Raw genomic sequence first — 21,740 nt, forward strand, 5'->3', positions numbered from 1 at the left:
TGGAGGCCTAATATGGATAATAAGATTAAGTTAGTAGCACCTACTACTGGGAGGGTAATTAATCTCAGTGAAGTTAATGATCCAGTTTTTTCGCAGAAAACGTTAGGTGAAGGTTTTGGTTTAGCACCTAGTTCTGGGGAAATTATATCCCCGATTTCAGGACAAGTAGTGATGATTGCTGAAACTAAACATGCAATTGGCTTAAAAACTCAAGAGGGAGTTGAAATCCTGATTCATTTAGGTATCGATACTGTAGAACTTAAGGGTAGGCCTTTTACCTTAAATGTTAAGGCAGGCGATAATGTTCATGTAGGTGAACATCTAGGGACAATGGATTTAGAAGCTATTAATGCTGCACATAAGCAAGATACTATTATTGTTGCTATTACAAATACTGCTCAAGTCCTAGATAAAATTGATTTGAATTTAGGTATGATTAAAGCAGGAGAAGTAGCGGCAACTATCAGTTTAAAGCAATCTTCAAAAGAGGCGGTGATTCAAACTAAAGAATCACAATATCAAACAACTGCTCGAGAAATATTAACTGCAGTTGGTGGTATGGAAAATGTAAAGAGTGTTATTCACTGCTTTACTAGACTGCGATTTACATTAAAAGATGATGGTATTCCTAATGATAAGCAGGTTAATGCGATAAAGGGAGTAATCGATGTTGCACGAGCAAACAATCAATATCAGGTTGTCATTGGACAAACTGTCGATGATGTTTACGATGCACTAATTAAGTTGCTTGGACCAAATTATTCACAGCAAACACAAGAATCAGTAGAAAAGTCACCTGTACCGAAAACTGTAGGAGGAAAAATTAAAAATGGTTTCTTTCAATTAATTAGTGTTATTACTGGATCAATGATGCCAGTAATTGGGTTATTAGCAGCTAGTGGTATGTTGAAAGGAGTTCTGAATATTCTGACTAACTTTTACCACATGTCAACAACTTCTCCGACATATACTATTATCAATGCAATGGGAGATGCTGCCTTTTACTTCTTACCAATAATCGTTGGATTCACAGCTGCACAGAAATTAGGATCTAATCCAGTCATAGTTTCTTTAATTGGCGGCTTCTTAATCTATCCTGATTTAGTTAAAATCTTTGCTAGTGGTAAATTCACATACTATCTTGCTGGCGTAGGAATTAATGCTAACTTCTTTGGCATTCCAATTCATATTCCACAATATACATATTCAATCTTTCCCATGATTTTTGCTGCTTGGATGGCGGCTAAAATTGAACCGTGGATTAAGAAGTGGATGCCAATAACTTTGAGACAAATTTTTACACCATTAGTAGAAATTTTCTTAGTTGGGATGACGGTTTTAATCATTGTAGGTCCCGTGATTTCATTTATTTCTGAAGGAATTGCTACAATCTTACAATGGCTTTTAACAGTTAATAGTGCGCTTTCCGGTTTAATAATTGGTGGTTTTTACCAAGTTTTGGTTATTTTTGGATTACATTGGGCAGTGATTCCACTAATTGCTAATGATATTGCGGCTAATGGGCACAGTGTATTGAACGGGATAGTATCAGTAACAATGATTGCCCAAGGTGCTGGAGCATTAGCAGTTTGGGTTAAGACTAAGCATAATCCTGACTTAAAGGGATTATCTTTAAGTGCCGCAATTTCAGCTGCAGTAGGAATTACTGAGCCTGCAATGTACGGTGTTAACTTAAAATATGGGCGAGTATTCTTAACCTCAAGTATTGGCGCAGCGATAGGCGGTTTAGTTAATGGATTGTTGAAAGTTGATATGTATGGTTTTACAGGGAGCTTAATTGGATTTCCATCTTTTGTAGCAAAGGCTGGTCAAGGTAATCCAAATAATTTAATGAATTTCTGGATTGTGTCAATTATAACTATTATTGCTTCTTTTACATTAACTTACTTCTTTGGATATCATGAAAATGATGCAGATAATCCTAAAAATGCACCACAAAAGAAAACTTTAGATAATTTGTAATTTAAGGAAAAAGTACCGGGACGTAGACAGTTCCGGTGCTTTTTTGATAAAACAGAAAAAATTCCAACTAAATTAAGGTGTATAATTTAATTTAGTTGGATATAGTTATAAGCATACGGACTTACCTTACTTTAAATATCTTTAATAGCGATTATTTTGACGATAACACAAGCATTTGACTGCAATTTAAAAAAGGAGCTATTTTTTATGATCTTTAGCAATCTTTGGTTAATTATCTTTGCCACTATTTCGTCTCTTTCTCGTGGTATCATTTCTGTAATTGATCGCTATCAAATGGGTTATCGCAAGCAAAGTTCAGTTGATGTAAATTTTATTAATAATCTATGCAGTTCTATTTTAGTAACCATTTTTCTTTTTTATATCAGAGAACATTATTCGAGTCCTCGATTTACAAATAATTATTTGCTTAAAGTTTTTATATACGCATTCTTAGCCCAAATTGTCGCTTATGGTTATAGTTTTGTCTATCGTAAAGTATCTATTATGCAATCGGTGATTTTAAGTAAGCTAACAGATTTGTTTATTCCGTTAGCAATTTTTTTAACAATGGGCTATTTTAGTAAGGCATCCTACTTGGTATCAATTATTTCAACACTGATTGTTGTTATTTATATTATTTTTGAACAACGTTCGAGTAAGCTGGATTTTCATGTTCTTGGTCAGACTTTCAGTGTAATTGCACCGTTATTAATTTTACAAGCGGCAATATCACCATTACTAACTAAGGGTTTGATAAAACCAATTGATTTGGTCTTTTTTACAATTATGACCATTTATCTACGTTGTCTTATTTCACTAATAACTTTCTGGTTTAAAAATAAAACTTTTAAAATCAGTACTGAAAATCTTTCTAAAAAAGTTTGTATTCTTTATACGGTTCGTGCAATTTTAACCCTATTGGCTCAAACCACCTATACACTTGCAACTTCATCGATAAATTCAAGTATTGCATGGGTCTTTTTGAATATGACCTCTTTATATAGCGTGTTTTTTGGAGATTTATTCTTAAAAGAAAAAATGAAATTAGCGGATATATTAGTGATAATCAGTATTTTGGCATTGGCCATAATTTCCAAAGAATTTTTATGATAATTTTATTGTTACTTGATGAAGTGATTTATCAATAGTACAACTAGTTATACCTAGATAGACAATATTAAGCGATAAATTAGCATTAGTAGTCTATTTGCTTTGAGTTAAAAATTATTTGGCTAGCCAAATTTTCAAAATAGTTAAGAAGAAAAAATGAATAAGTAGATATGTTTTTGTGTTTATTATTGTAATTGTTGAGATCGTTAGTTGAGATTTGTAATAACACACTAATTCTAAAAACAGCACAAATAATATAGTTTCATGAACATTTGTGCTGTTGAATTGTATGTAGTTATTATTTGTTTTTTATACTATTGATATTTATACATTTATGTTTCTTTGGTAGTATTTGAGAAATACAGGTATAGTGAGATAAATTAAGGTTAAAATATATAACAAACAATTTAACAGTCAAGTTGTATTCTACATTTTACTTAATCTGGTAAATGCAATACAAACATCTTTCAAATATACACAAAACTTATTTTTGACAAATTTAATAAATATATTAAGCATAAAATGATAATTATATATCGCTATGATATTAAGATCAGGTCTTTATTTTTTTACAAAAGTTAAAAATAAAAATATTGATTATATTAGCAATTTTTTAATAGCTTAAATATATAGTTATTATTGTTGCTTTTATACTCGCTTGTTTTTAAATTATTATGAAGCAGTAGCATGAAAACTAATATGTAGTAAAAAAGTTTGGTAGATATATAATCATATTTAATTTTTTGAAAATGTTTCTACTTTTCCTTTTATACCTAATTTGTTATATATTTTAGCCTGTAATGCTTTTATTGCCAATTGAGCGCTAATTTTTTGCTGATGAGTAACTCCTTCTATTATTAAAATGGCATTAATTGTTTCTTCAGTTAGCATTGTTCGCTTGCCATCTCGCCAATTAAGGGACCGACAAACTGCTCCCTGATCATCATAATAAATAATTTCTTCTTCACGTGGTGGTTCATTTTTTTCTGTACCTAATGGACAGAAATTTTCATTTCCTTTCGCTAAGCCTAAATGCATTGTTCCAGCGATTGCATCTAAATCTTCACCACCACACGGAACACCATATTCTAATGAAATACTATTATATATGTCGACAAGAGGATTAATGGGTGTAAATGTTTTGTTTTGCTCGACTCGCTTAAGTAAGGCTTCAATTGAAGAGCGTGCACCCTTTTTCTTTTTGAATTGACTGAAAACATTGCGCCATTCACTAATAACTTGATTATCTTTAAACTCAGGTTCGTTTAAAAAAGATTTGGCTTTTTCTTCAGCTTCATGCAACATGTATTCATCTGATTTTAAGTTGAAAGATGCTCGATTATTAATCCCTTTAACTACTAAGGAAAAAATTTGTGCATCAGGGAAAACATTCCAAAAACTATTATCGACAATAAGCGTAGACATCTTTATATCTCCTAATAAGAAATTTAAATACCAATGATTAAAATACTTAATTTTCTAAAATTATACTATAAAAAATATAAAAAAACATACTTTTTATAATAATGTAATATTTATATTTAAATTTATTAACAAAATGTTTTAGTATAAACTTATTAAGTAATATTGGTTTAAAATTTATCTTTGTGAATCTTAATAAATCTGAGGTCTTTGGCAACTATATATTATGCCGTTAAATATTTGTATATATTATATTTATATAAATAACACAATGTTGATATATTTACTTTTAATAATAATCACTTTAATTGTTCAATCAGTGATATAACTATTGCCAACCAAAGGATTAATTAAGCTAATTAATTATATTTTTAATACTTATAAAAATTTATATATTAATTACTTATTATAATTAATTTTATACCATAAAACAAAAATTGTTATTACAAGATAATGATTTTGTTTTTTAATTAGAAGTTATAAATAGTATCTATTATAAAATGATTTCCTGGGAAATATTTATAATGTTATGCATTAAAATCAAAGCAAGTCAAGGCTAATATATTTGCTAGTGATAAAACTGTATTTATTATTGATTACTAATGTACTTATACCGATATAAATCATGCAAAATTAAATTATTAATATTAGTTTTAGCAAGTTGATTTTATAATTTGCTATGGTCGATTAATTACATTTTCTAAAATACACATTAGTTAAGGGATTTATATTTTGTGGTGACATATTAAATACAGGTAGCTAAAAGGTGAAATAATTATTTAGACCGAAAATCGGAAATAAATAAGTTTTTCTTATTACATCTCGAATTGTACTAGTATGTTTTAATTGATGAACATTACAGAATTTTTGGTTTTTTGACTTAATAAATAAAGTTGCTTTTATTTTCTGAGAATAATAGTTCATTATTCGACTAATAGCATAATTATTCTTTTTTGTTTTCTCTAGCCTGTATAATAGCTCTGGTTATATTTTAAATTTATGCTATTTTATATTATATTAATTTGTTTACAATTAACGATAAAGTGAAACAGATTTTACCAACCACTAGCAAATCAAACTAGTGATTGCTTTTATAAGTATTATCGCTATTAATGTTAAATAAAATCATTCCGGCTCAAAAAGAAAGTGCTATCATTAATAATGAAAGGGAGTGACTTCATTGTTGAATTGGATATTAAAGCAGCCAGATTCTACAAAAAAGGTGCCACAAGCTAAAATTGCAAGTACATATAAATGGCGTCAATTTGGAGTTTTACTTGCGACGTGTATCGGCTATATTGGGTATTACATTATTCGCTTGGTATTCACAACTGAACAAAATGATATTATGAAAGAGTATCATTTTACGGCTGCGAATATTGGTTTGATTCTTTCATGTTTTGGTATTGGTTACGGTGTAGCCAAACTGTTTATGGGGGTTTTTGCGGATAAATGTGATGCTAACCGTTATTTAATGGTTGGGTTGTTATTATCCGCTATTTTGAATATCTTTTTAGGATCAACACAGAATTTGTACTTAATGATGTTTTTAATGTTTTTAATGGCTGTTACTCAAGGAATGGGTGCAGCAGCCTGTCAAAAAATGATTCAGCTTTGGTGGGGACCACGCATGCGTGGCACAATGTATTCGATTTGGTCCTCTGCACACAATGCTGGATCATTTATCTGTGTTGCAATTGTACAGTTAGCAGTCTTTCTTTTTTCTGGTTCAATTTCAGCTGTTTTTTATACTGCATCTGCAATTTCATTTGTTATCTGTATTTTGGTTTTAGTTTTGGGGGCTGATAGACCTAAAGTTGTTGGCTTACCTGATATTGCGACCTATACAGGTGATAAAGTTATTTTAGATAATGGTCAAGTTCTGACAACTGATCAAACCAATTTAAGTGTTAGTCAGATTTTTGTAAAATATATTTTAAAAAACAAACTGGTATGGGCAGTGACGTTAACCTCTATGTCACTTTATTTGGTACGTTATGGGATTCAAAGTTGGATTCCGTCTTATTTGGTTCAGAATAAAGGTTTTGATCCTGCCTCAGCCAAGTGGATTATCGGTATTTTCGAATTAGCTTCTGTACCAGGAGTAATCATTATTGGTGCCATTTCTGATGTGTTAAAGGGCAGACGAGCATTAGTTTCCATCGCCTGCGTGATTGGTACACTGATTTGTCTTACAGTATATTTCTTTAGTATGAATCACACAATGATTATTATTGCATTAATATTGATGGGCAATTTAATTTATGCGCCATTAACCTTAGTTGGCCTAATGATTAATGAGGTCGTGCCTAAGTTTGCTGTTGGTGCATCAACCGGATTTATGGGTTTCTTTCAGTATATTTTTGGTGAAACACTGGCTACGGCATTAATTGGTGCTCTAGTTACTAAATTTGGATGGATTGCCAGCAATACAGTGTTGTATGGTGCTTCAATCATAGCAATTATTTTTCTTCTCTATACTGCAATTAAAGAAACTAAGATGCGTCAAGAAACAATTAAATAGTCAAAATATATAACAAAAAAGTTCATAGATAATATGAACTTTTTTGTCTTGGTTAAATAAATCAACTTGTAAAGTTTTGTTTCTTGAGGAATATACGACACGAAAAAGTGTATCAAAGATTTCGTTGCTGCGACTATCTGAACACAGAGTACAAATTTTTCAATATCACTATGGGAATGGATATTTGTGATAGCAAAAAAATTAACCCACTTTTATAAATTTTATTAAATTGCTTTTTTGGCAATCATTAAGCTGTTAGTTCCTTAGCCGCTTGATGAATAATTTGTACGCTATTAATGACAAAAGGAAAACCAATGTCTGGTAAAAGTTGAATAACCGACCATATCAATTCACTTTCACTATTGCCTGCCTTTAGGCTCCCACGGGCATGAGCCTTAATTTGAAACTCGACATTTAATGTAATTAGAGCCAATAATTCATAGCGTTCACGGTCACGAACCGACAAGACACCTCGATTATAAAAATCATTGAAAAAGTGATTGGTTAAAGCTTGAGGTATAAAATTACCGGCTTCATCTGGCAAATCTTTAAGTAGAGTCTTAATTTCAGTACCATAAATTTGCGCTTGAGTTTTAGCACCAAAGTTTGAATCTGAATTAGCTTGAGGTTCAGTAGGATTGATTTGGTGTTGGGTAAAAACTTTTTTGATTATTTTTAATGCCTGTACAACCTTTAATTGACCCATAATAGGAGTTAGTTGATAAACCAGTTCCAAGATAATTTCTGGCGCAATATTAGATGCTAATGCTGTTTCAATTTGTTCTGCTAGTGAGACAGTTACTCCTTGGGTAATGCTGGCAATAATTGGAATTAGCATTCGATCGTTATTTAAATGCTTGCTGCAATGATTATTTATATCAGTATAAAAAGGTGTAATTAATTCATTAAATTGTTCTTCAATATTTTTAGTCATATTTAAACTCCGTTGTATATTTAAAATTAAGGTCATTTATTAACTATAGTCAATTTCTATTATTCATTGTTAATAAATGCAGTCGAATATAATTTACACATTAAAAATCGATTTCTTCAGTCGTTTTAAAAATAATTCTGCGACAGGTGAAAGATTGATTTCTCTCTTCCAAACAATTTTGATCCTTTGGTGCAGCTGAGGTGATAGTTTTCTAAAAGTTAAGCCAGAACTAGGATCTGTACTTACCAAATTATCTAGTGCAAACATGATTGCTGCATGATTTTTAACTAGCAGCGTACCGTTAAAAATCAAATTATAGGTACCGATAAAATTGACACAATTATTATAATTACCTAGCCAATTTTGAAAAATTTGTAAACTTTGGGATTGCTGTGAGTTTAGAATTGAACGACCAATCAGGTCTTGTGGCATAATCTCAGCTTTTTGAGTTAAAGGATCATTATTAGCCATTAAAATGCCCCAGGTATCTTTTTCAGGTAAGGTTAGAGAAGCATAGTTAGTTAGGGGAATATCACCAATAATAATTGCAAAATCAGCAGTACCATTATTAAGTTTGCATTCAGCATAGCTGTAATCTCCGCTTAGCAGGTTGATTTTGACAGAAGGGTAATCTGTAATAATTCCGCCAATAATATTCATAATGCGCTGCATTCCCCAACTTTCACCGGCAGCAATTGTTAGATCGCCACCGATAAAAGCTGATGCGGTTAAATTGCTTTTAGTTTTGGCAGTTAATGCCAGAATTTCCTTTGCTTGTCCCAATAGGTATTGTCCAGCTGGGGTTAAAGTTAGTCGCCGGTTATTACGATTAAATAATTTAACGCCAAGTTCTTGTTCTAATTCAGCTATTTGCCTTGATAGAGCGGGCTGAGAGATTAGTAGCTTTTTGGCTGCATGGGTCATGTTGGACTCTTGGGCTACCGCTACAAAATAATTTAAAACGCGTAATTCCATCTTGATATTCACTCCGTTCCTAATTATAAATAATTTAGTTATCATATTTATTAAATAATAACAAATAAGTATAATTACAAAAATAACCTGTAATCAAATCGTGATGACAGGCTATTTATTCCATAGCTGGATGGAATAATTTTGTTTACTTTGACCATAGGAAATTAACTAAGAGTTGATTAACTAGATTATTTTCGTGTAGTTTACTGTGTTGAGCTTGTGAACCGACAATTTCTTTTTCTTGGTATGATCGTACCCGTGGGCTAACTAAATAACGATATGAACGTGCTGAGTTAACTTCAACCGAGCCATCACTACCATGTCCGGTATTACCATAAATATTTAATACTCGGGCATTTTTAGGAAATTTGTGTCGTAGGCTTAAAAGACCACGGTAACCAGTATCCATTACTTTGGGTGAACCATTATGATTTAATTGGGTGTGTGTAGGAGCTCCGCTTTCACCAATATAGCCATTATAGTGCCCAGCAATGGATACCTGTTTGTTTAATACGGGAAGTTTAGAATTGGCAGCATTATTTCGAAGGTAGTAAGCGATTTGTAAATTTCCCATTGAATGTCCTACTAAGTTGATTTTTTTGAAATGATATTTTTTTTGTAAGGCAACGATAACATCTTTAACATAACTGCTGCTTTTGCTTAAGGCAATTTCTTGATTAGTTGTCTCTGAGCTTACACTTCGGTTGTTAAGTAAGTTGGCTTCAACGATTGGATTTTTAGCACTTTTTTTAATAGTACCAATCAAGGTAACGTGTCCGTTGGGACTGACATCTGCTCTAATAATTGAATTAGTCCATCCATGTTTCTGCGCATATCTGACCATATTTTCTTCGGCATGATAACTACTTCTCCAACCATGGAAAAAGATGGTAGGTGTTGCAATTTGACTGCTAGCGTCTTTTTCTTGGAGGAAATTGTAAAAAAGAAATCCGGAAAAAATAAGAATAATTATTAAAGCAAGACTAATAAAAGTTGTTTTGCTTTTCTTCATGTTTGTTTCTCTATAATAGCTGATAAGTTAAAGTGCCTTTAGGTCATCAGTAATTTGTTCAACAGTTAAATGATTATCTCGGTAGATTTGAGCAAGTGGTGTTTGGTCAGTATAAATCCGTTTTTGTCCATAATTCAAAACCTTAATATTTTGCTTACCTAGGTAGGAAGTGACTTTTTGACCAAAACCACCATCAAGTATGTTATTTTCAAGAGTAATAATAACTTGGTGATCTTGTGCTAATTTATCTAGGGATTGCTTGTCAAGGATATTAGCTGAAATCGGATTGACAAGAGTGGCATCCAATTTTTGAGCAAGATTTTCACCTAAAGAATAAAAATCACCTAAGGCTAGGATTGCTATATTTTTACCTGGTTGAATTTGATATTGAATCTGGTCATAATCTGTTTCAATTTGTGTAACACTATCAGTAGGAACACTAAGTGTGGGCATTTTAATAGCTACGGGATGCTGTCTTTGTTTAATTGCCCATTGCAGCATTGTACGTTCTTCTGCTAAAGAGGTTGGTGCAAAGTAGATCCAATTAGGTAGATTAGAAATCATTACTTGATCAAATATACCCAAATGTGTTTTTGATTCACTCGACAATCCACCACCAGCAACCATCATTACTACTGGCAAATTATTTGCTGCGACATCGTGAGATAGTTGATCAAAAGCTCGTTGTAAAAAAGTCGAATTTTCAAATAATACAGGAATTCCTCCTTCTTTGGCAAAACCAGCTGCAAAAGCAACAGATTCTTGCTCCGCTATACCAACGTCGGTGTAATTATCAGGATAATCATGTTTAAATTGATCAAGATTAAACACTCCTGGAATTGCTGCATTGATCGCCATGATTTTTTGCCCCATTTGTATTTCTTCTTTAAGAACGTCAAGGGCTATTGTTTTTGCAGTCGGCTTGTCTAAAACAGGTGTAGTTGGTTGATCAGTAGCTAAATCAAATGGTACAACCCAGTGGTGAGCTTCCTCATCCTTAAGAGCGGGTTCGTATCCTTTGCCTTTTGTTGTATTAATATGTAAAAGAATAGGATGATCGACATCTTTTACGGCCTTGAAGGCAGCAATCATATCTGAGAGATCATTACCATTTTGAACATAACGGTAATCAAAACCCATTGCTGTAAATGGATTTTCTTTAGCTTGACCATTCGAATTTCTTAACTTGGCTAGGGCGGTGACGAGCCCACCTACATTTTGATCAATCGACCACTGGTTATCATTAACCACAATAACTAAATTGTGCCTTTCGATTGCAGCATTGTTTAATCCTTCAAAGGCTAAACCCCCTGTCATTGAGCCATCACCAATTAAAGCCATAATGTTTTCATGACCGCCCATGAGATCTCGTGCTTTGGCCATACCTGTTGCTAAAGCAATGGATGTGGATGTATGTCCAATTGAGTAGTAATCATAGGGACTTTCATCTGGATTAGAGTATGGAGTAACGTCCTTATAGTGTTCTGGGTCTAGCCATGCTTGAGCACGTCCGGTTAACATTTTATGTGGATATGTTTGATGTGAAACATCCCAAACAATCTTATCTGTGGGTGCATTGAAAACATAGTGGTAGGCAATAGTTGCTTCTACTATTCCTAAATCTGGTCCCAGGTGCCCGCCTTCTGCAGCATCTTTTTCTAAGACTAGTGTTCGGATTTCTTCAGCTAATTGTTCCATTTCACTTATGCTTAAATTTTTTAAGTCTTGCGGACTAGAAATTTTTCTTAATAAGTAATCATTATGATTATTCATGATTAATACCTCCTAGTAATATAACTATTATAGGTTTGATAGTATAAAGTATAAAATACTTTATTTTGATAGCATTAATAAGTTTTAGTAATGTTAGTTTATTTAGGATATTAGTTTCTAACATGCAAAAATGATATTAGTGTATCAAATTATAAGACTAATTGTAGTACCTAAGGTAAGGACGAAGTCAACAAAAATATTTTATATAGTAAAATACTTGATGTTTTTTGAGCTATAATCAATGAGAATAAGTGACAAGTTTATCAAAATAATAAAGGAGCTGAAGATGATGAAGATTGGTTTCATTGGAACAGGTGTGATGGGGAATGCAATCTGTTTGCATCTAATACAAGCTGGGCACCAACTCTATGTTTATAACCGGACAAAAAGTAAAGCGAATAATTTGATTTCGCGTGGTGCGATATGGTGCACCACTCCACAAGAAGTGACTGAAGCAGTAGACTTGGTTTTTACAATGGTAGGATTTCCAAGTGATGTCGAGAAAGTTTACTTTGGTAAGAATGGGATTTTATCTGCATCGGTAAATAAAAAATATCTTGTCGATATGACAACCTCTAAACCTCAACTGGCTCAAAAAATTGCTGCTATTGGTAATAAAAAAGGAGCTCTTGTCTTAGATGCTCCAGTATCTGGAGGTGATCTTGGTGCAAAGAATGGAACATTAACAATTATGGTTGGGGGTAGTAAAGATGCATATAAAGAATTGAACCCCATTTTTAAGGATTTTGGCAAACAGATACACTATTTTGGTTCACCAGGCTCAGGTCAAAACACTAAAATGGCTAATCAAATTATGATTGCGGGTACAATGACGGGAATGACTGAATGTTTGGTTTATGCTCAAAAGGCTGGGTTAGATTTAGAAGCAGTTCTTAAAACACTTGGTGGAGGAAGTGCAGCTAATTGGAGTTTAACAAATTACGGACCCAGAATTCTTAAAGGAGATTATACACCAGGATTTTTTAGTAAGCATTTTTTAAAGGATTTGCGGATTGCATTGGAAACTGCTGAAGAAATGAATATAAATCTGCCAGCAACAGCAGAAGCAAAAAAGTTGTATGAGATTTTAGTAGACAAAAAACATTTAGGCGATTTAGGAACGCAGGGCTTGATTAAACTTTGGTGGAAGTAACAATACAAGGCAATTAAAAGTCAAAGCTTAAATCAATATGTAGATTTGGCGCAAAGAAAAAGCGCAACAGAATCTGACCGATACAGTTGTGCTTAAAACATAGGCTATCTAATAATAAATTAAGTTAAAAAGAATCAAAAAAATACCACCAAAGATAATAAAGGGAATTAAAAAATGGACAAAAAAGATAAAAACAATACCGCATGTTAATAAGAAAAATAGTATCTTAAAAATTCCGACACCAATTTTGCTAAATAGTCCAATCAAGCAAAATATTAATAAAAGTGTAATCATTCCTAATCACCTCTGTTAATAAGTTAAATAATATTATAGTATTTTTTTGTTTAAATTTAGTTTTAAAGCTTAATCTTAAATAATCATTAATAGTTATTATGACATGATATAATAGATTTTCAACTTAGAGAAAGAAAAATACTGACGGAGGAGCACACTTGCACTTTAAACAAATAATTTTTGATGTTGATGATACTTTAATAGATTTTGCTTCTACCGAAAATTTTGCTTTGCACAGTCTATTCAATGCTCATCATTGGCATTTAACAGCTGAGTTACAAAGACGATACAATACTTACAATCAGGGGTTATGGCGACAACTTGAACGAGGTAAGATTACTTATAATCAACTTAGTGAGATGGTTTTTAGTAATTTTATTCGGGATAATCTTAATATTGAGATTGATGGTAATGCCATTATGAATGAATATCGTTCTTATTTTTGTGAAACACATAAATTATTGCCTGGAGTTAAAAATACGTTGGACTTTGCTAAGAAGAATGGTTATAAATTAACCATCTTGAGTAATGGTGAAACATATATGCAATCTCATCGATTAGAACTAGCAAAAATCAAAGACTACTTTTCTTTAATCGTTACCTCAGAGGAAGCAGGTTTTTCAAAACCAGATCCGAAGATTTTTGATTATTTTTTTGGTTTAACTGAAATTAGTGCCGATGAAACTATCTTTTTTGGAGATGGATTACAATCAGATATTTTGGGTGCTAAAAATTATGGCTTTGATTGTATTTGGTATAATCACCGCCACCGAAAAAACACTCTGAATTTGCAACCATTGGTGGAAGTAACGACTTACCCGCAACTAGTTAAGATTCTTAAAACAAATCTGTCACAGAGATGATTAATTTGAGAAACTAGTTATACCATGGTTGATGTTTATTATGTTTAAAATTTAACAATAAATTAAGGATGATAAGAATGAAAATAGGATTTATTGGAACAGGTAAAATTGGAAAAGCAATAATTTTGGGGCTACTTAATGCAAATATGGTAAATACAGATATTTTTGTTTATGATGGTGGCCATAAGTCAGCCCAAACAGTTGCTGATAAATTAAAATTACAGTTAATAGAAAATTATTCAGAATTCATAAATTGTGATGCTGTTATTGTAGCTGTTGGAAGTCCAGCTAATGAAAAGATTTTTATGAAACTGAGTCAAGTATATCGCGGTATTATTATTTCAACTGGCGGAGGAGACTTATTAAAAATTAATCAGAAGCTATCAGGTAACAGTTCTTTTGTAAAAGTAGTACCCAATACACCCGTTCAATTAGGTGAAGGAATCACTGTAATTAGTTTTAAAGAAGATGAGTCAGAAGAAGTAATTACTAAGGTTAAGACCTTGTTTACTAGTTTAGGAGATGTGTATATTGTTCCAGAGAAATTATTAGGCATCTATGGTACTATTGCTGGTTGTACCCCTGCGTATATTGATCTTTTAATCGAGGCGCTCAGTGATGCTGCCGTTGAAAATGGGGTTAAGCGGTCAGAGTCATATCGAATTATTGAAAAGATGCTTTTGGGAACAGCAAAACTGGCACTGACTAGTCAAAAATTACCTGAAGAATTGAAGGACGAAGTAACAACACCAGGGGGTTCAACAATTAAGGGTGTAAATAAACTTGAAGAAAAGGGATTCCGTGGAGCATTAATCGCAGCAATTAATGCATCGATGAACTAGAAGACGTTTCATGTGAAACAATTATTTAATGAAACAAATAAGGATCAAATGCTTTGATTAAAACATTTGGTCCTTTTTAAACTGGTAAATGGCCTACCAGCTTTTTGAGTAAGTCAATATATGTATTTAAGAATTGGAATAAGTTGAAAGATTAAAATTCTTTGGTTAAGTCAACTGGAGTATCAGGTTTTTCGCCTTTAATCAGCTTTAAGTTATTATCAAAAGAATTAATAACCATGTTACGAACAGCATGAGTAGTGTAAAAGGCAGTATGAGGAGTTACCAAGACATTTGGACGAGCGATTAAGTCAGCCAAGCGTTTATCTGGCAATTCTTTAGTACTGAAATCGTTGTTAAAGATCCCAACTTCATTTTCATAAGTATCCATTACGAAACCAAAGATTTTACCAGAGTCTAATCCGCGAACAATTGCATCAGTATCAACTAATGGTCCTCTAGAAACATTGACAATAACAACATCATCTTTCATTTTCTTAATAGAATCATCATTAATCATGTGGATGTTTTCTGGAACGTCAGGCACATGTAATGAAATAACATCGGCTTGTGCGTAGAGGTCATCTAAATTATCAACATAGTAGCCTTTCTTTTCCAATTCTGGATTTTTAAAGATATCATAAGCGATAACTTTAGCACCGAATCCTTCCATTATTTTCATAAATACTTGTCCGATATGACCAGTACCAATAACGCCGACTGTTTGATCACGTACTTCACGGCCAATAGTAGGTGCCCAACGGAAATCATGTTTTGCAATTTTTTCGTCCATAGCTCTGTCTTGACGTAAGACTCTGGCAGCTTGAATGGCTGCATGTTCTGCAATCGCATCAGGAGAATAAACCGGAACATTTGTTAACTTGAAACCTAATTCTTTAGCTTTCTTCAAGTCAATATTATCAATACCGACGTTACGAATAGACCAGTTATGGATTCCTAATTTGTCAAGAGCTTCAATTGTATCTGCTTTATAATCTAATTGTTGATAGGTAACAACACCATCAGCACCTTTAGCTAATTCTGCAGTTTCTGGAGTTAATAGTTGGTCAGTGAAATCAACATCAATTTCAGGATGGGCATCTTTCCATTCGTGTACAAAGGGCTCCTCATCCTTACGAATTGCGTAAGCATAAATTTTAGTCATAAAATCTAACCTCCATAGATAATAATTATTATTGTCTCTTGTGCTATTATACACTTGTAAAATCGGATTTGAAAAGCATTAATTGTGAATTTGTTTACTTTTATAAAATCCATCAAATTAGGTAATCGCTTACAATTGTTTTATACAAGATTACTAGATAAATAAACAAATAACAATATTTTTGAATTGTGGTAGTGAAAAAGTGAACATCTTTTTGCATGAGTGTTAATGTATAAGACATTTGTAAAAACCGCTATAATAAAAAATAACAAATAAAAGGAGAAAAAAATGATTTTAATTTCATGGAATATTGATTCGCTTAATGCAGCTTTAACCGGTACGTCTTCAAGGGCAGAAGAGACACGTCAAGTGCTAAAGGTGATTCGTAATCAGAAGGCTGATGTTATTGCAATTCAGGAGACAAAATTGCGGGCAACTGGACCGACAAAAAAACATCTCGATATTTTGACAACAGAATTTCCGCAATATGATTTAGTTTGGCGTTCAGCAGAAGAACCAGCCCGTAAAAGTTATGCTGGAACAATGTTTTTGTATAAAAAGGATCTAAATCCAGTGGTTTCGTTCCCAGTTATTGGGGCTCCCGAACCAATGGATAATGAAGGTAGAATTATTACGCTAGAATTCCCCAACTATTTTGTTACGCAAGTTTATACACCTAACTCTGGCAGTGGTTTGAAGCGACTAGATGAGCGCCAAATTTGGGATGATCGCTATCGTAAATATTTAGCTAAGCTGGATCAGCAAAAGCCAGTACTGGCTAGTGGAGACTATAACTGTGCACACGAAGAAATAGATCTTAAACATCCTGATAACAATCATCATTCAGCTGGTTTTACCGATGAAGAACGGATTGGTTTTTCTAAGTTGCTTCAAGCTGGGTTTACTGATACGTTTAGAAAAGTTAATGGTAACATTGAAGGAGTTTATTCTTGGTGGGCGCAAAGAATTAAGACGGCTAAAATTAATAATTCAGGTTGGAGAATTGATTATTGGTTAACTAGTAATCGAATTGCTAACTTGGTAAAACGTTCAGAAATGATGGCGACTGGGGCGCGTGCTGATCATTGCCCAATTTTGTTAGAGATTACTATATAATTTGGTGGTAATTATGACGGAGAAATCCAAAATAGTTGGGTTTCTTTTTCTTTTATGTAAAATTTATTTTGAGGTGATAAATAAAATGAATAATCCATTACAGGATGCAATTCTTAACGGCTTATATGATTCAGCTTATCCTGGACATGAATTGTTAAATCCTAAACTATTACAAAACACCCCAAATGATAAGATATGGCTAACTTTGCGTTCGGAATTGCTACATTGTCGTAGTTTTACTTGGGCGGTTGCATTTATTACACAAGATATGCTGGTACCATTTAAAGCTATCATGGCTGATTTGGCATGTAAAAATATTTCGGGAACTTTAATTACTGGAGATTATTTAGCTTTTAATAATCCTCAAGTTTTCCGAGAATTGTTAAAAATTAAGAATTTAACTGTCAAAATTGCTCAAAAAGATTTTCATGCTAAGGGATATTTCTTTGAACATGAAAGTTGGCAAACAATTGTAATTGGTAGTGCTAATTTCACTAGATCAGCCATGTTGAGTAATTATGAATGGGCTTTAAAACTCAGTTCTAAGAATAACGCAGCTTTGACTAAACAGATTGCTGACGAAGTTAAAGAATTATGTAAAAATAGTTACCCATTAACTACTAGGTGGGTGGAGAATTATGAACGAAATTGGAAAAAGCCGGCAGTTCCTTTAAATGAATCATCCCACTCTGACAATTCTATTGAGCCAAATCAAATGCAGAAAGATGCACTAGAAGAATTGCAGAATTTGATTAAAAGTGGTCAAAAACGCGGACTCATTGTGTCGGCAACAGGAACAGGAAAAACTTATCTTGGAGCTTTTGCAGTAAAAGCTTTTAAGCCACACAAATTTTTGTATGTGGTTCATCGAGAGCAGATTGCTCAAAAGGCTTTAGCAAGTTTTTATCAAATAATAGGTGGCGATTATCGTGATTTTGGTTTGTTAACTGGGCACAAGCAACAACTAGAATGCCGGTATATATTTGCAACCATACAAACTTTAAGTCGACCAGAAATGTTAGCTAATCTTGATGATAATGAGTTTGATTATATTTTAATTGATGAAGCTCATCGGGCTGCTGCTCCGAGCTATCAACGGATTCTTGCTAAATTTAAACCGCAATTTTGGTTGGGAATGACAGCTACACCAGAGCGAATGGATGATAAAGATGTTTATCAACTTTTTGATTATAATTTAGCGTATGAAATTCGTCTACGTGGGGCCCTTGAAGAGAAAATGCTGACACCATTTCATTATGTTGGTGTTGCTGATTATGAACAAGATGGTGAAACCATTAATGAAACTGCTAATCTTAGCCGATTACTTGCACCTAAGCGAGTTACTTATATATTAGACCAACTTAATTATTACGGTTATTGTGGTGATAGTGCCAAAGGACTAGTATTTTGTAGCCGTCAGGACGAGGCTCGAGAATTAGCACGAATTTTTTCCGAAAAAAAGCATCCAGCAATTGCCCTAACTAATACTGATAACGAAACACGACGTGCAGAAGTAGTTAAGAAGTTGGAGCAGGGAGAAATCGAATATATCATTACAGTTGATCTTTTTAATGAAGGAATTGATATTCCGGCGCTGAACCAAATTGTGATGTTGCGGAATACACAGTCTAGTATTGTTTTCATTCAACAGTTGGGTCGAGGATTGCGCAAATATCCTGGCAAAGATTATGTTACGGTAATTGATTTTATCGGTAACTATAAAAATAACTATTTAATACCCATTGCTTTAAATCAAGATTTTAGTCGAGATCGGGATAAGATTCGTAAAGAGAGTACACTACCAGGACTAATTGATGTTTCAACTATTAATTTCAGCCAAATTGCTTCTAATAAAATTTTGGAATCACTTGATAAAATTAAGCTTGATAGTATTAAAGAATTGCGGCAATCTTATCAACAATTGAAGGAAAAGATTGGACGTCCACCACTATTGTTAGACTTCTATCGATATGGTTCTACTTCCCCAATTGTTTTTGCTAATAATCATCAATTGGCAAATTATGGTTCCTTTTTAACTAAAATGGGTGAGTCCATTATATTGAATAGGTCAGAAAATGCGATTTTATCTTTTGTAACTAAAGAATTGTTAAATGGTAAAAGACCACATGAATTGTTATTGCTACAAGAGCTTCTTGAAAGACGGCAAATTAGTCAAGTTGAATTTGAACAGTCTTTAAGTCGAAATGGCGCATATGTCAATGAGGCGGTTTTAAACTCGGTAATGGCAATTTTATCATTAACTTTTTTTGATATTAAGCAGGGTAAGACTACTAAAAAAGTATTGTATGGCGGCCAAGCATTGATTGAACAACCGGATTTATTTTCATACGCACTTACACCCAAGCTGCAACAACAATTGCACGGAAACTTAACTTTTAAAAAACTGTTTAAGGATGCAATTGATACAGGATTGGCGTTAAGCAAAAGTTACAATCCAGAACAGCAGTTTACCCTTTACCAGCAATACGATCGTAAAGATGTTTGCCGTTTGTTAAATTGGCCTAAGGATGTGTCAGCACCGATGTATGGTTATCGAGTTGATAAAGATGAAACACCAATATTTATTACTTATAAAAATGATTCAGCACATAAAAGAAGTGCACTCTATAATAATACATTAGAAAATGGCCGTAGCTTGAGGTGGTATACAAGAACTCCGAGGCATTTAGATTCAGCTGAAGTAAATCGTTTGCTTAATACTTCAAAAATGAAATTACATTTATTTGTTAAAAGCAGTAATGCAGTTGGCAAACAATTTTTCTATTTGGGACAAGTCGACATTCAAAGGGATACTATTAAAGAAGAACTGCTTGGACCAAAAAAGAAACCAGTTGTTGGGATGGATTTAGTACTCAGACAACCACTACCCATTAAAATGTATGAATTGCTCTTTGGTGAATAAAAAGAAGCTCTAAATGAAGAGCTTCTTTTTTGTTATGATTTGTTTTATTTTATCTCGAAACAAAAGTATTCGGCTTAATATGCTGCAAAATTTCATAGCCGACATCTTTTTGATCATTTTTATTATCATTGGTTTGATTTAAGAACATAACAATACCATTTTGATTGTCACTTGTTAGCTGAACCCAAGTGCCAAAGTGCATTGCATTAAAACTGCCATAAGCTAACTTAAGCGAATCGTTATTTTGCAAATACATGCCGCCTGAATAATCGCTTACTTTACTCTTTAAATGAGTTAAATAATAGAAGTCATCCTTACTGAGAATGGTACCATCGGTTAAACCAACTTGAATTTTGTAGTATTCATCAGGAGAGGTAAACAAGTTACCTGCTCCCGGAATTTGTGAAGCCAGCGATCGTTTAATATAGGCCGAATTTTGATAATTCTTACTACCGTTAGAAAAGTAAGAAATGGGATCGGTTTTGTCATTAGGAATATTCTGGTATAAATATGTATTTTGTAAGTTTAACTTATCAATAATTCTTTTTTGTAAATTAGCTTCGTATGATTGACCAGTTACTTGCCTGATTATTCCAGTAAGTAAAATATAATTGCTATTATTGTAGTGGTAACTACCGGTCGAATCTAAGGTAGATGAATTAATATTATTGACCACCCAATTTACTGCTCCAGCTTCGGAATAATTGCGACCACGATTAATTTCTGTACCGGTAGCTGTAATTCCTGATGTATGAGTAAGTAAATTTCCCACTGAAATTTGATTAGCGTTTTTCAAATTGGGATACCAACGAGAAATCTTAGTGTACTGCGAAAATGCTTTATTAGTATTACTGGTTTCGTTAATTAGCTGCACAATCATGGCGCCAGTAATTACTTTTTGTAAAGAAGCGGTTGGATAAACTACATTGCTATCGCCATTACCAATTCGCTTGCCATACCATGCATAACCATAACTAATTGTCTGGGGAATGCCGTTTTTAATAACGGTTACAGTTCCCCGCACATTGTGCTTTTTTAAAGTGTTTCTGACAAAGTTGTACATTTCCATGTTGTTACTATTAGTTGCTGAAGTTGTTGCTGCTTTAACTTCTCTCGTTTCTGCAGGTGTTAGAATAGAAGCTCCGAGAAGGGCTACAGCAGATAACGTTAAAAATTTGTGTTTCAAAATATAGATTTTCTCCCTTGAAGTATTATTTGTATTATAAAACGTTAATAGTAACAAAGATATGCGAAAAAGGTTAAGATTATTTAACAATTATATTTTTATGTTGCAGTAAATGTAATAGTCATTGTTAGACTGCTTAAAACCACTTTAAATATCGGACAAATCCTCTCCAAAGGTTGTAATAACAAGCTTTTTACAAAGTAAGCAAAAAAATAATAAAAAAAGCTTGCAAAAGAAGAAAAAGGTTGCTAATATAAATAACTGTCGTCGGGCGAAAGTCAAAGGGACAGAAGCGAAGAGGACAAAAAACATTTGAAAGAAAAGCTTGACAAAGGAAAGTGGATTTAGTAAGATGATAAACGTTGCTGCTTGAGAGAGCAGAGAGCGGACAGAAAAAAGTTCTTGACAAAGAGAACAAGATCTGATAAATTATAAAAGCGCTCCTGACAAAGGAGAGCAGGTAGTACC

Annotated in this window: 15 protein-coding genes; 8 read left to right on the forward strand and 7 right to left on the reverse strand. The window is 33.0% G+C overall.

Features of this window, described 5'->3' with window-relative positions:
• Nucleotides 1-12 precede the first annotated feature (12 nt).
• Together ACYIAQ_RS06080 and ACYIAQ_RS06085 are read left to right on the forward strand one after the other, a co-directional pair.
• Nucleotides 13-1,983 (forward strand): PTS sugar transporter subunit IIABC, encoded by a 1,971-nt coding sequence (locus tag ACYIAQ_RS06080; RefSeq protein ID WP_483562905.1) that lies wholly within the window; start codon nt 13-15, stop codon nt 1,981-1,983.
• A gap of 207 nt (nt 1,984-2,190) precedes the next feature.
• Nucleotides 2,191-3,093 (forward strand): EamA family transporter, encoded by a 903-nt coding sequence (locus ACYIAQ_RS06085; RefSeq protein WP_483562906.1) that lies wholly within the window; start codon nt 2,191-2,193, stop codon nt 3,091-3,093.
• 735 nt (nt 3,094-3,828) lie between these two features.
• Here ACYIAQ_RS06085 and ACYIAQ_RS06090 read toward each other — a convergent pair.
• Nucleotides 3,829-4,518 (reverse strand): B3/B4 domain-containing protein, encoded by a 690-nt coding sequence (locus tag ACYIAQ_RS06090; RefSeq protein WP_483562907.1) that lies wholly within the window; start codon nt 4,516-4,518, stop codon nt 3,829-3,831.
• A 1,177-nt stretch (nt 4,519-5,695) separates the two neighbouring features.
• Here ACYIAQ_RS06090 and ACYIAQ_RS06095 point away from each other — a divergent pair.
• The gene (locus ACYIAQ_RS06095) at nt 5,696-7,039 is read left to right on the forward strand and encodes an MFS transporter (protein ID WP_483562908.1); all 1,344 of its coding nucleotides are present in this window, start codon (nt 5,696-5,698) and stop codon (nt 7,037-7,039) included.
• 247 nt (nt 7,040-7,286) lie between these two features.
• On the opposite strand, the gene ACYIAQ_RS06100 is transcribed toward ACYIAQ_RS06095, so the two are convergent.
• From ACYIAQ_RS06100 to ACYIAQ_RS06115, 4 genes are all read right to left on the reverse strand, one after another.
• Complete coding sequence (locus ACYIAQ_RS06100) at nt 7,287-7,973, reverse strand: carboxymuconolactone decarboxylase family protein (RefSeq protein ID WP_483562910.1); 687 nt, start codon at nt 7,971-7,973, stop codon at nt 7,287-7,289.
• A gap of 93 nt (nt 7,974-8,066) precedes the next feature.
• Nucleotides 8,067-8,948 (reverse strand): LysR family transcriptional regulator, encoded by an 882-nt coding sequence (locus ACYIAQ_RS06105; protein WP_122022470.1) that lies wholly within the window; start codon nt 8,946-8,948, stop codon nt 8,067-8,069.
• A gap of 145 nt (nt 8,949-9,093) precedes the next feature.
• The gene (locus ACYIAQ_RS06110) at nt 9,094-9,960 is read right to left on the reverse strand and encodes an alpha/beta hydrolase (protein ID WP_483562912.1); all 867 of its coding nucleotides are present in this window, start codon (nt 9,958-9,960) and stop codon (nt 9,094-9,096) included.
• Between the two features lie 27 nt (nt 9,961-9,987).
• Nucleotides 9,988-11,733: a 1-deoxy-D-xylulose-5-phosphate synthase gene (locus ACYIAQ_RS06115; RefSeq protein WP_483562913.1), complete on the reverse strand. Its 1,746-nt coding sequence runs from the start codon at nt 11,731-11,733 to the stop codon at nt 9,988-9,990.
• Between the two features lie 241 nt (nt 11,734-11,974).
• Here ACYIAQ_RS06115 and ACYIAQ_RS06120 point away from each other — a divergent pair, with 241 nt between their 5' ends.
• The 3 genes from ACYIAQ_RS06120 (at nt 11,975) to proC (ending at nt 14,885) form a co-directional block, all read left to right on the forward strand.
• Nucleotides 11,975-12,886 (forward strand): NAD(P)-dependent oxidoreductase, encoded by a 912-nt coding sequence (locus ACYIAQ_RS06120; protein WP_483562914.1) that lies wholly within the window; start codon nt 11,975-11,977, stop codon nt 12,884-12,886.
• A 452-nt stretch (nt 12,887-13,338) separates the two neighbouring features.
• A complete protein-coding gene (locus ACYIAQ_RS06125; RefSeq protein WP_483562915.1) occupies nt 13,339-14,043 on the forward strand; it encodes a YjjG family noncanonical pyrimidine nucleotidase in 705 nt (234 codons plus the stop codon).
• A 77-nt stretch (nt 14,044-14,120) separates the two neighbouring features.
• Nucleotides 14,121-14,885 (forward strand): pyrroline-5-carboxylate reductase, encoded by a 765-nt coding sequence (proC, locus tag ACYIAQ_RS06130; protein WP_483562916.1) that lies wholly within the window; start codon nt 14,121-14,123, stop codon nt 14,883-14,885.
• Nucleotides 14,886-15,036: 151 nt separating this feature from the next.
• Here proC and ACYIAQ_RS06135 read toward each other — a convergent pair whose 3' ends face one another.
• Nucleotides 15,037-16,047, reverse strand: a complete 1,011-nt coding sequence (locus ACYIAQ_RS06135; protein WP_483562917.1) for a D-2-hydroxyacid dehydrogenase — start codon at nt 16,045-16,047, stop codon at nt 15,037-15,039.
• A 288-nt stretch (nt 16,048-16,335) separates the two neighbouring features.
• Here ACYIAQ_RS06135 and ACYIAQ_RS06140 point away from each other — a divergent pair, with 288 nt between their 5' ends.
• Both ACYIAQ_RS06140 and ACYIAQ_RS06145 read left to right on the forward strand, forming a co-directional pair.
• The gene (locus tag ACYIAQ_RS06140; RefSeq protein WP_122017564.1) at nt 16,336-17,163 is read left to right on the forward strand and encodes an exodeoxyribonuclease III; all 828 of its coding nucleotides are present in this window, start codon (nt 16,336-16,338) and stop codon (nt 17,161-17,163) included.
• Between the two features lie 85 nt (nt 17,164-17,248).
• Nucleotides 17,249-20,086, forward strand: coding sequence for a DEAD/DEAH box helicase (locus ACYIAQ_RS06145; protein WP_483562918.1), 2,838 nt, complete (start codon nt 17,249-17,251; stop codon nt 20,084-20,086).
• A 49-nt stretch (nt 20,087-20,135) separates the two neighbouring features.
• Here the strand turns inward: ACYIAQ_RS06145 and ACYIAQ_RS06150 are convergent, their stop codons facing one another.
• A complete protein-coding gene (locus ACYIAQ_RS06150) occupies nt 20,136-21,272 on the reverse strand; it encodes a serine hydrolase domain-containing protein (RefSeq protein ID WP_483562919.1) in 1,137 nt (378 codons plus the stop codon).
• Nucleotides 21,273-21,740: the final 468 nt, after the last annotated feature.

Source organism: Lactobacillus sp. X-49 (assembly GCF_057063645.1).